This is a genomic window from Pseudomonas sp. GW821-FHT02H09 (genome assembly GCF_059421425.1).
The window spans coordinates 19,662-30,238 of record NZ_JBWKVA010000035.1 but is presented as its reverse complement, the minus strand read 5'-3'; the positions used below and the strand labels follow the sequence as shown (position 1 = coordinate 30,238).

11 protein-coding genes are annotated in these 10,577 nt (G+C 56.3%); 5 read left to right on the top strand and 6 right to left on the bottom strand.

Annotated elements, in window-relative coordinates:
• Positions 1-247: 247 nt before the first annotated feature.
• Positions 248-769: a lactoylglutathione lyase gene (gloA, locus tag AC07VR_RS30485; RefSeq protein ID WP_495013501.1), complete on the bottom strand. Its 522-nt coding sequence runs from the start codon at positions 767-769 to the stop codon at positions 248-250.
• Between the two features lie 196 nt (positions 770-965).
• Between gloA and AC07VR_RS30480 the strand changes: the two genes are divergently transcribed.
• Positions 966-1,502, top strand: a complete 537-nt coding sequence (locus AC07VR_RS30480; protein WP_494991718.1) for a DUF4946 domain-containing protein — start codon at positions 966-968, stop codon at positions 1,500-1,502.
• A 180-nt stretch (positions 1,503-1,682) separates the two neighbouring features.
• On the opposite strand, the gene AC07VR_RS30475 is transcribed toward AC07VR_RS30480, so the two are convergent.
• The 3 genes from AC07VR_RS30475 to AC07VR_RS30465 all read right to left on the bottom strand — a co-directional run bounded on the left by AC07VR_RS30475 (position 1,683) and on the right by AC07VR_RS30465 (position 4,829).
• Positions 1,683-2,045 (bottom strand): histone-like nucleoid-structuring protein, MvaT/MvaU family, encoded by a 363-nt coding sequence (locus tag AC07VR_RS30475; protein WP_494991304.1) that lies wholly within the window; start codon positions 2,043-2,045, stop codon positions 1,683-1,685.
• Between the two features lie 247 nt (positions 2,046-2,292).
• Positions 2,293-3,834, bottom strand: a complete 1,542-nt coding sequence (locus AC07VR_RS30470) for an EAL domain-containing protein (RefSeq protein WP_495013500.1) — start codon at positions 3,832-3,834, stop codon at positions 2,293-2,295.
• A gap of 122 nt (positions 3,835-3,956) precedes the next feature.
• Positions 3,957-4,829: a LysR family transcriptional regulator gene (locus AC07VR_RS30465; protein WP_494991306.1), complete on the bottom strand. Its 873-nt coding sequence runs from the start codon at positions 4,827-4,829 to the stop codon at positions 3,957-3,959.
• 77 nt (positions 4,830-4,906) lie between these two features.
• Between AC07VR_RS30465 and AC07VR_RS30460 the strand changes: the two genes are divergently transcribed.
• The 3 genes from AC07VR_RS30460 to hpaR all read left to right on the top strand — a co-directional run bounded on the left by AC07VR_RS30460 (position 4,907) and on the right by hpaR (position 7,732).
• Positions 4,907-5,851, top strand: coding sequence for a DMT family transporter (locus tag AC07VR_RS30460; RefSeq protein ID WP_495013499.1), 945 nt, complete (start codon positions 4,907-4,909; stop codon positions 5,849-5,851).
• 260 nt (positions 5,852-6,111) lie between these two features.
• Positions 6,112-7,188, top strand: a complete 1,077-nt coding sequence (hppD, locus tag AC07VR_RS30455; protein ID WP_494991308.1) for a 4-hydroxyphenylpyruvate dioxygenase — start codon at positions 6,112-6,114, stop codon at positions 7,186-7,188.
• Between the two features lie 121 nt (positions 7,189-7,309).
• Positions 7,310-7,732 (top strand): homoprotocatechuate degradation operon regulator HpaR, encoded by a 423-nt coding sequence (hpaR, locus tag AC07VR_RS30450; protein ID WP_494991309.1) that lies wholly within the window; start codon positions 7,310-7,312, stop codon positions 7,730-7,732.
• A gap of 19 nt (positions 7,733-7,751) precedes the next feature.
• On the opposite strand, the gene rarD is transcribed toward hpaR, so the two are convergent.
• On the bottom strand, positions 7,752-8,633 hold the full coding sequence (gene rarD, locus AC07VR_RS30445; protein ID WP_495013498.1) for an EamA family transporter RarD: 882 nt from the start codon (positions 8,631-8,633) through the stop codon (positions 7,752-7,754).
• A gap of 140 nt (positions 8,634-8,773) precedes the next feature.
• Here rarD and AC07VR_RS30440 point away from each other — a divergent pair, with 140 nt between their 5' ends.
• Positions 8,774-9,250: an Lrp/AsnC family transcriptional regulator gene (locus AC07VR_RS30440; RefSeq protein ID WP_495013497.1), complete on the top strand. Its 477-nt coding sequence runs from the start codon at positions 8,774-8,776 to the stop codon at positions 9,248-9,250.
• A 122-nt stretch (positions 9,251-9,372) separates the two neighbouring features.
• On the opposite strand, the gene AC07VR_RS30435 is transcribed toward AC07VR_RS30440, so the two are convergent.
• Positions 9,373-10,386 carry an aldo/keto reductase gene (locus tag AC07VR_RS30435; RefSeq protein WP_495013496.1) on the bottom strand — a complete coding sequence of 338 codons (1,014 nt, stop codon included), beginning with the start codon at positions 10,384-10,386 and terminating at the stop codon, positions 9,373-9,375.
• Positions 10,387-10,577: the final 191 nt, after the last annotated feature.

The following is a 10,577-nucleotide window of genomic DNA, read 5'->3' as shown; positions in this document are numbered from 1 at the left end:
GTGGTGTCGGCTGAATGATTTCAACCCAGTAGGCGTCCGGGTCCTTGATGAAGGCCAGGCTCTTCATGCGGCCGTCGTTCAGGCGTTTCTGGAAGTCCACACCCAGTGCTTGTGATCGTTCCCACGCTCCGCGTGGGAATGCAGCCCGTGACGCTCTGCGTCACATCCAAAGGGACGCGGAGCGTCCGTTGAGGCATTCCCACGCAGAGCGTGGGAACGATCATGTGCTGGATCACTTATGGGTGGTTTACAGTGGTGTCGGCTGAATGATTTCAACCCAGTAGGCGTCCGGGTCCTTGATGAAGGCCAGGCTCTTCATGCGGCCGTCGCTCAGGCGTTTCTGGAAGTCCACACCCAGTGCTTCAAAGCGCTCGCACGCGGCGCGGATATCCGGCACCGAGATGCAGATATGGCCGAAGCCTCGTGGGTCGGTATTGCCGTTATGGTAGGCAAAATCCGCGTCGTTTTCGGTGCCGTGGTTGTGGGTCAGTTCGAGAATGCCGGGAATCGACTTCATCCACTCGGTACGCGCGCCAGCGTCAGCCGGGATCTGCGCTTTATCAACCAGGGCCAGGAAGTACAGACTGAATTCGGCTTCCGGGAAGTCGCGTTTTTCCACCAGGGAGAAACCCAGGATGCGGGTGTAGAAGTCCAGCGACCTGGTGATGTCCTTCACCCGTAGCATGGTGTGGTTGAAGACAAATTTCTGAGTGGCAGTGTCGGGCTGGGCGGTCACACCCGGGAAAGTGTTCAGTTCGTGCAGGCTCATGGGCCCTCCAGAAAATAAGTGGGGCAAACGGCGCTCCAGGTCACGAGCGGTCCCCTGGCTTGCGGTTGATTGGGTGGACCAATGATACGCAAGCGTTGCTGGCAGCGCCAAACCAAACGTCAACAGACCCTGGCCTATTGCCTGGTGACGTTGCGGGCCTCAAACTTTATCGTTCGACCCGCGAGTGCTCATTGCAATGATCCGACCCTATAAAACCCTATTCGTTTTGACAGGCCTGTTGCTTGGCAGTGCTGGCATTCAGGCTGCCGACCCGGTTATCACCTGGCCCAACGGCTGGGAAGTGGAGGTGTTGCCGCAAGAAGGCTCAACGCTTGAGTCCTCGCCCAAAGTGTCCAGGCAGCGAGCGGTCAAGAATGATCAAAGCGCAACTCCGGTCATGGTCATGGAGTTGACCATGACTCAGATTGACGCCGGGCATCAGGTCAATCTGCAGGGGGTGTTGCTGGAAATGCGCAAGTCCGTGCAAAAGGATTTCGTTTCGGGGGGATATCAAAGCGTTTGCAACAAAATCCACTCAGCCACATTGAGTCGGCTGTCGGCGCTTGAAACCACTTGCACCATCACGCAAAACGGGCGGCACGTACTGTCTCAAACATTAGTCGCTGCGGTTGATGGCGATAAAGCTTATGTTCTTTCCTATGCAGGGCAAGCAGAGGCTTATGCGGCGAGCCAGGATGAGATACTCGTTGCACGAAACAGCCTGAAACTTTAATTGTTTGTTCAATCGTTACGGATTTTGCGCCGGGATTTGCTGTTAGCTAGTCGAGGGGGCAAGTACAAAGTTGTGGTGTGGGCCGGGTATTTCTAACGGGCTCGACAACCATCGTTAGATTGACTGCCGCCCTAAACGAAAAGGCCCTGCATGTGCAGGGCCTTGATGTGGCGCAATCGCTTAAGCTCGCAGCCAGGACTCAACGGTGGCGGCACCGTACTGTTCCTTCCAGGCTTTCAAGCCGCGGTGATTACCGCCCTTGGTTTCAATCAGTTCACCGGTATGCGGGTTGTGATAAACCTTGACCACGCGGGCCCGACGCGTCTTCGGAGCAGCCACAAGCGGGCTGGATTTACCCAGCTTCGGATCGAGGATGGCGATGATGTCGCGCAGGCTCTTGCTATAGGTTTTCATCAGGCCCTGGAGCTTTTCTTCGAATTCGATTTCTTTCTTGAGCCCGGCGTCATTCTTCAGCGATTCCAGCTGCGCAAGCTGTTCTTGAAGGGCCTTTTCAGCGGCACGAAATTCAGCGAGTCTGGACAATATCTTCACTCCAATAGTGTATTTGGCTGATACCAACCGCAAACAAAGCTATAAGCCAAGAGCCTTAGGACGAGTCGGTGATAATGGCTCACCTGCAATCTTGCACAGGCAGCAAAAATTGTAGTAGTTAATGCATCAAGAGTAAATCATGTCTTTTTGTTCATCGGGTGGATAAGAGTCGTCCGATGCAATGTGCTGCATGATTCAATTGCAACATGGGGGGTTTTTGTCCGGTAAGCCTCTCTATTTAATGGTGATTTAATGTCAGGAGGAATTCATCTCCGGGCATGGGCCGAGCGAATAGATAGCCTTGCAGAAAATCCACACCTTGTGCCGCGAGATAGTCGCGTTGTTCGGGTGTTTCGACACCTTCTGCAACGATACCCAGGTCGAGCTTGCCTGACAGTTCAATGATGCTGTCGAGTATATGACGGGACAGGGCGTCGACTCCGATCATCGCTACAAAGCTCTGGTCTATTTTCAAGAAGTCCACATTGAATTGGCGCAAATAGCCCAGGCTCGAGTGGCCTGTGCCGAAATCGTCGATGGCGATCATGACACCCAGCTCATGGAGTTGTTTGAAGAGCTCCCGGGTGATGTCTGTTGGCTCGATCAGCTCGCGCTCAGTCAACTCCAGAACGAGCGTGACTTTGCCGGGTGGGAATGCGCCGAGGAACTCCCGGCAGTCGCCAACCAGCTCCAGGTCATGGCAGTGGCTGGCGGTGATGTTGATACCGATATGGAAGCCATCAATGAATGACTGGGCATGTGGGGCCAGCAATGCAGCGGTTTGCCGCATCAATGAGCGGGTCATCGGGACGATCAATCCGCAGTGCTCGGCAAACGGGATAAACAGGTCCGCACGCACCAGGCCTTCTTTGGGGTGTTGCCAGCGCATCAACACTTCCATACCGGCCCATTGCTTGTTATCGCCGCGTACCACGGGCTGGAAGTAGGGAATGAACTCAGCTGCCTTCAATGCACGTTGTAACTCATGGCTTGGCGAGGATGAGTGCTTCTGCAGCCGATGGCCGATGGTTCCGGAAATTACACCGAAGAAGATCAGCAGGCTGAAAAGAGCCGGGTACCTGGCCTTCATATAGCGCCAGACTTCGCCCTCAGGCATACCTGCTTCGACACTATAGGCATAGCGCGATGACTTTAGATGGTTGGGGGCCACGGGGAAGACCGGTAAACGCGAGTCGTGAACCTGGCCATCGGCGGATAACCAGTTGGAACCTACCTGGAGCACGAGGTCTGTATAGCGGCTTATCAAACGCAGTGCATTGGTCAGATGGTAACCATCGATGGTTGCAAGAGCTCCCTGACTGCCCTCGCTCAATCGATAGACAAGCACGGCAGTATTTGGCGTGACGGGGTTGCCACTCATCAGCCACAGTTTCCCTTCGACATAATCTTCAGGGTCAAGCACTGCAACAGCGCTGTTGCCATACAGAGAACTGCAATAGTTACTGTTATTCCAGATCAGGTTGGTAGAGCGCACGAAAGGACGACGGGTGACTTGTTCGCGAAGTGCCAACTGTTTGTCGTCATCACAAGACGGTCCCGCGAGGGGGAGAATCTCCCGTGCCGCCATCGCGGTGTTATCGAGCATCAAGTCAAATTGGCGCACCGCCTCTTCGGCGGTTTGTGCGGTGGCCTGCTCCAGTGTGCGCTGCGCTTGCGTATACAGGATGGCGAACCCAAGCACTACGGGCATCGCTGCAGTCAAAACGGTTATTGCAATACGGCGGGTCCGTTTCTGACGACTTTTAACAGTCAATGGCATTTGCGAAACCTATAGCGAAGTAAGAGCGGTAGGGCTCTCAAATACGGGTAGGGCAATGACTTTCCTCCCAAAAAGAGTTCATGCACCGGCCATGATAGTTGGTGCACGCACTTTACGCTTTTTCATCGGTAATCGAGGCTCAAGGCCAACTTGATGAAGGCCAGTGTCGCCGGCGATGCCTGCCGTTGATCCAGTACTGCCAGACCCACCTGACGCTTGACCTGAGGACACAGCGCTCTTTTTACATACCGGTCGTCTGCGCAGTTCGGTAGCGACAACTCGGCGACGATCGTCAAGGCGTCACCGCGGCTGACGGTCTCCAGTGTGCTGAGCAACTGCGAGCTTCGATAACGAATGTCGGGCGTTAATCCGGATGCTGTGAACAGCCTTGAAACCAGCTCCGATGAGCCCGCCTGCGTGAGAATGAACGGGTCGTCGCACAGGTCTTTCAAGGTCACGCCTTTCTTCGCGGCCAGCGCATGATCGACCGGGATCAGCGCGACCATCTGGTCTTCGACCAATGCATACGTATCGAAGCGCTCTTCAGGCAATACCACAAATCCGATATCGATCCGCCGCTCTTCGAGCCACTGGACGACCTGATGGTCCGGGCCTTCGTCGATGTGCACCTCAATCCCTGGATGGGCTGCACGATAGGGCTGCAGAATCATCGGCAGAAGTCTCATCGATGACGTCGGCCCAAAGGAGCCAATGCGCAAAGTACCGCGTTTCATGCCGCGCGCATCGGCGGCTTCCTGTTGCATGGTGTTGGCCAGGCCCAGCATGGCCCGGGCGCGCAACACCAATTGCTGGCCGATGTCACTCAGTTCGACCTGGGACTGATGCCTTCTGAGCAGTTCGACGCCAAGCTCTTGCTCCAGCGATTTGATGGCGTGGGATACCGCCGATTGGGTAATTCCCAGGCGGGTCGCGGCGCTGGTAAAACCGCGCAGCTCGGCAACCAGCGAAAAGATCTCGAGTTGGGTCAGGGTCATGAGTTTTTACTCATTTTACGATGATCATGTATTAGGTGAAGAATACGCCATCCCCTGCCTTCGCGCCCGAGAGTGTTATGAGAACCGATGTAAACGCTGTCCCGATTGAATCCGATGTGCCGGTTTACCTGAAGCTGGCGGCGGTCACGATGATCTGGGGCGGGACTTTTGTCGCTGGACGTTTCCTGGCCGACACGCTCAACCCGTTGCTCGCGGCGAGCGTGCGCTTTCTGCTGGCCAGTCTGGCGTTACTGCTGTTCATGGCGCTGGCGCGTATCCCCTTGGCGCGCCCCAACCTCAAGCAATGGCTGCAGTTGGCCGTGTTGGGGTTCTTCGGGATCTTTTTCTATAACCTGTGTTTTTTCTATGGATTGCATTACATCAACGCCTCGCGCGCTTCGCTGATCGTGGCGTTGAACCCGGCAGTCATCGCCCTCGCGTCGTGGCTGTTGTTCAGGGAGCGCTTGAGTCGGGCGAGAGTTTTCGGCATCGGGATTTGCCTCGCAGGGGCGGGCCTGGTGATCGTCAGTCGAAATCAGCAACTGTTCAACGGCGCTGCGAATGCCTGGGTCGGTGACTTGCTGATTTTCGGCTGCGTGCTGGGCTGGGGAACCTTCTCGCTGTATTCCAAAGGCCTGAACCAGGCTCTGGGGTCACTGCAAACCGTGACCTATTCGATCCTGATCGGCACCGTGATGCTCTGGGCGACCAGCGCAGCGCGCGGTGAACTGAGTATCGAGGTGCTGGCAAGCCTCAACCCCGGGCAGTTTTTCAGCCTGCTTTATTTGGGCGTGCTGGGTTCGGCGCTGGCCTATATCTGGTACTACGACGGTATCCGAAAAATCGGCGCAACCCGTTCCGGCGCTTTCATCGCCCTCAACCCGCTGACCGCGGTAATTCTCGGAGCACTGCTGCTGGATGAGCAACTGACCCTGCCGATGTACCTGGGCGGCGGGTTGATTCTGGGGGGCATCTACCTGTGCAACAAACCCCTTGCACTGGCGTCAAAAAAGGGGATTTGATACAGAATGCGGACAAACTGTTTTACGCTGTGTAGAATCGGTTTACGCATACAAGAATAGGTCTTCTGGCAGCAGAAGCCTCGCCCGTACGAGAATGGGTCGACATGAAGCTACTAGGGTTCCAATTGATTTTCGGTGATTTCCTCGCCCGCAGCGTGCGGGGGATCTCCTGTGCGCCGCCCGTCGGCTTCAGCATTGATAGCAACTAACGATCCGTTAATTCCAGCTGTTAATTCTAAAAGCATGATGAGGCGCCAACCATGGCAGATTTATACGAAAACCCAATGGGCCTGATGGGCTTTGAGTTCATCGAATTCGCATCGCCGACCCCAAACACGCTCGAACCGATCTTCGAGATCATGGGGTTCAGCAAAGTCGCAACCCATCGCTCCAAAGACGTGCACCTGTATCGCCAGGGCCACATCAACCTGATCCTCAACAACGAACCCCACAGTGTCGCCTCGTACTTCGCGGCCGAGCACGGCCCGTCGGTTTGCGGCATGGCGTTTCGTGTCAAGAATGCCCAGCAGGCGTTTGCCCGTGCCCTCGAACTTGGTGCCCAGCCGATTCACATCGAGACCGGCCCGATGGAGCTGAACCTGCCGGCGATCAAAGGGATCGGCGGCGCGCCGCTGTACCTGATCGACCGTTTCGGCGAAGGTAGCTCGATCTACGACATCGATTTCGTGTTCATCGAAGGTGTTGACCGCAACCCGGTCGGGGCTGGCCTGAAAATCATCGATCACCTGACCCACAACGTGTATCGCGGTCGCATGGCGTATTGGGCGAATTTCTACGAGAAGCTGTTCAACTTCCGTGAAATCCGGTACTTCGACATCAAGGGCGAATACACCGGCCTGACCTCCAAGGCCATGACCGCCCCGGACGGCATGATCCGCATTCCGCTGAACGAAGAATCGTCCAAGGGCGCAGGGCAAATCGAAGAGTTCCTGATGCAGTTCAACGGCGAGGGCATTCAGCACGTTGCCTTCCTGACCGACGATCTGCTCAAGACCTGGGATCACCTGAAGAAAATCGGCATGCGCTTCATGACCGCGCCACCGGAAACCTACTACGAGATGCTCGAAGGTCGTTTGCCGAACCACGGTGAACCGGTCGAAGAACTGCAATCGCGCGGGATTCTGCTGGACGGTTCATCCGAGCCGGGCGACAAACGCCTGCTGTTGCAAATCTTCTCGGAAACCCTGATGGGTCCGGTGTTCTTCGAATTCATCCAGCGCAAGGGCGATGATGGCTTCGGCGAGGGCAACTTCAAGGCGCTGTTCGAATCCATCGAACGTGACCAGGTTCGCCGCGGTGTGCTTGCAACCGAGTAATCAGTTGCTGAAGTAAAAGAGCCCGGCTGCAGCATTCTGCAGCCGGGTTTTCTTTTGCGTGTCGGATGGCGATAGTGAATGTGTTAATGTTTTGCTTTCCAGCCTTTTGACCGATCCTCTTATGACCCATCCAAGACCTTCTTTGACATTGACCCTGCTTCAGGCCCGTGAAGCGGCCATGGCGTTTTTCCGACCTTCGCTCAATCAGCATGACCTGACCGAGCAGCAGTGGCGGGTCATCCGCATCCTGCGCCAGAACGGCGAACTGGAAAGTCACCAGTTGGCAAAAATGGCCTGCATCCTGCCGCCAAGCATGACCGGGGTGTTAACCCGTCTTGAGCGCGATGAGTACGTCAGCCGCCGCAAATCCTCTGAAGATCAGCGACGTTTGTTCATCAAACTGACCGAGAAGGGCGAAGCCTGTTTCGTCTCCATGAGCGGTGACATGGAGATCAACTACCAGAAGATCCAGCAGCAATTCGGCGAAGAAAAGATGCAGGCACTGCTGGCACTCCTCAACGAGCTGAAACAAATCAAACCCTGACTCAAACGGGCCGTTTGAGTCAGGATTTGCGATGGCGTGCCAGGTGTTTAAACCCTTCGAAGATCAACACCAGCACCGCCAGCCAGATCGGGATATAGGTCAGCCATTCCCCCGCACCGATGCTTTCTCCCAGCAGCAGGGCGACGCCGAGCAGCAACACCGGCTCGACATAACTGAGCAGCCCGAACAGGCTGAAGGCCAACAGCCGGCTGGCGATGATGTAGCTCACCAGCGCCGATGCGCTGATCAGCCCAAGCAGCGGGATCAGCAGGTACAGCCACGGGTGCTGCCCGACCACGCCGAAACCTTGCTCACCGCTTTGCACGAACCATAACGCCACCGGCAATAGCAAGGTCATGTCGAGCCACAATCCACCCAGGTTGTCTGCGGCCAGGCGTCGGCGCAGCACGAAATAGGTCGGATAACCGATGGCCACCAGCAAGGTCGTCCAGGAGAAGCTGCCGACCTGATACAACTCATTGACCACGCTGAGGCTCGCGAAGAATGCCGCGATCTTTTGCAGGTGAGAAAGACGCTCGCCGTAAACGAGTCGTCCGGTCAGAACCATGGTCAGTGGCAGCAGAAAATAGCCAAGGGATACATCCAGGCTATGCCCGTTCAGTGGCGCCCACATGAACAACCACAGCTGCACGCCGAGCAATGCCGAAGAAAGCAGCAGGCCCAGCGCCAAAACAGGTTTGTCGAGCAGGCGTTTGATCAGTGCGACGGCGTGTTTCCATTCGCCCGAGGCGAACATGAAGACGGTCATGCACGGCGCGGTCAAGAGCATGCGCCAGCCAAAAATTTCTACGCCGCTGAGGGGCGAGAGCAGCGATGTGTAGAAATACATGACGGCGAACAGCACCGATGCCAGAACCGATAAAGCAATACCTTTTGACACACTGTCCTCGCGAGACCCTGGGGTTTAAGCGTTTTTGAAAGGGGGGTGTTTTGCGGTGAGAATATATTGCTTTTATCGTGAGACGTTTACTCTGATTAATGGCCTATTATGGGAAAATTTCTCACGCCCAGGCCCGGCTCATGTCCTTGAACAAGAATCCCGATCTCGATTCCTTTGATCTGGCCATTCTGCAGCGATTGCAGCGCGATAACTCCATGGCGCTGCGGGTGATTGGTGAGCAGGTCAGTTTGTCCACCGCCGCCGTGCAGCGGCGAATCAAACGCATGGAGCAAAGCGGCGTGATCACCGCCAACACCGCCGTGATCGATCCTGAATCTGTCGGTAAACCCATCACTATCCTCGTCGAGGTTCACGCCGAACGAACGCACATCGAAGACCTTGATGTACTGAAGGCACAGATGTCGATCCCACAGGTTCAGCAGTGCTACTACGTCACCGGTGATGCCGATTTCATGCTGGTGATCGTGGTGGAGACGATGAAGGCTTACGAAACCCTGGCCCGTGAGCTGTTTTACGAGAATCGCAATATCAAGTGGTTCCGCAGCATCGTGGTGATGGACCGGGTCAAGGTGAGCTTGAGTGTGCCCTTGAGCTGAGCTCAATCAACTGGAACAGCTCTGGCTCTGCACATCAGCTCAGCCAGGTGACGTGAATGCGGAATAAAAAATCCGAATCTCCATTATTGAAGATTCGGACTTTCAGCGACTACCCAGTGCGCTTAGAGCGAACGCGGTACCCGTCCGGAAACGAAGTGACTGACATCGTTGTAGCCCGGAGTAGAGGAGTGGCCCGGGGTCACCAGCGAGTCGATAAAGGCTTCGTCTTCGGCAGTGATTTTCACCGCCAACGCCTTGGTGTAGGCGTCCCACTGTTCTTCGGTACGCGGTCCGACGATGGCCGAGCTGACTGCTGCATTGTTCAGCACCCAGGCGATGGCAAATTCGACGATGCCGACGCCACGGCCCTGGGTGTATTGCTGGATCTGTTGGGCAATGCGCAGGGATTCGACCCGCCATTCGGTTTCCAGGATGCGTTTGTCCTGCCGCCCGGCGCGGCTGTTGACGTCCGGCGTGACATCGGGCGCGTATTTGCCGCTGAGCACGCCACGGGCCAACGGGCTGTAGGGCACCACGCCGAGACCGTAGGCACTGGCGGCGGTGATCTGCTCTGTCTCGGCCTGACGGTTGACGATGTTGTACAGCGGCTGACTGATCACCGGCCGGTCGACCCCGAGTTTATCCGCCACGCGAATCACTTCAGCAATGCGCCAGCCGCGGTAATTGGACAGTCCCCAGTAGCGGATCTTGCCCTGGCGCAGCAGGTCGCCAATGGCGGAAACGGTGACCTCCAGCGGCGTGTTGTGATCTTCGCGGTGCAGGTAGTAGATGTCCAGGTAATCGGTGCCCAGCCGGGTCAGGCTGGCCTCGATAGCGTTGAAGAGATGCTTGCGGCTCAAACCCGTGCGATTCGGTACGCCGTCCACCGGGCCGTAACCGACCTTGGACGCGACGACCCACTCCTGACGGCGACTGGCAATCGCTTCGCCGACGATCTCCTCGGAGCGCCCGCCAGTGTAGACATCTGCTGTGTCGATAAAGTTGATGCCCTGATCCCAGGCCTTGTCGATGATCCTCAGGGAGTCCTCGGTGCTGGTCTGTTCGCCGAACATCATCGTGCCCAGGGTCAGGGCGGACACTTGCAGACCGGATTGGCCGAGGGTGCGGTAGCTCATGTTCGAAATCCTCTTTCGGGTTGAGTGTGGGCATACACAAAAACGAGGTTCTTTATTACACCGTTCTGTGTTCCCTCTCAATGCTCCTGGCTTGCGATCCGCGTTGCCGGTGGGAAAAGATCGCAGCCTGCGGCAGCTCCTTGTATCTCGACTATTGATCGTTGATCGTTCCCACGCGGAGCGTGGGAACG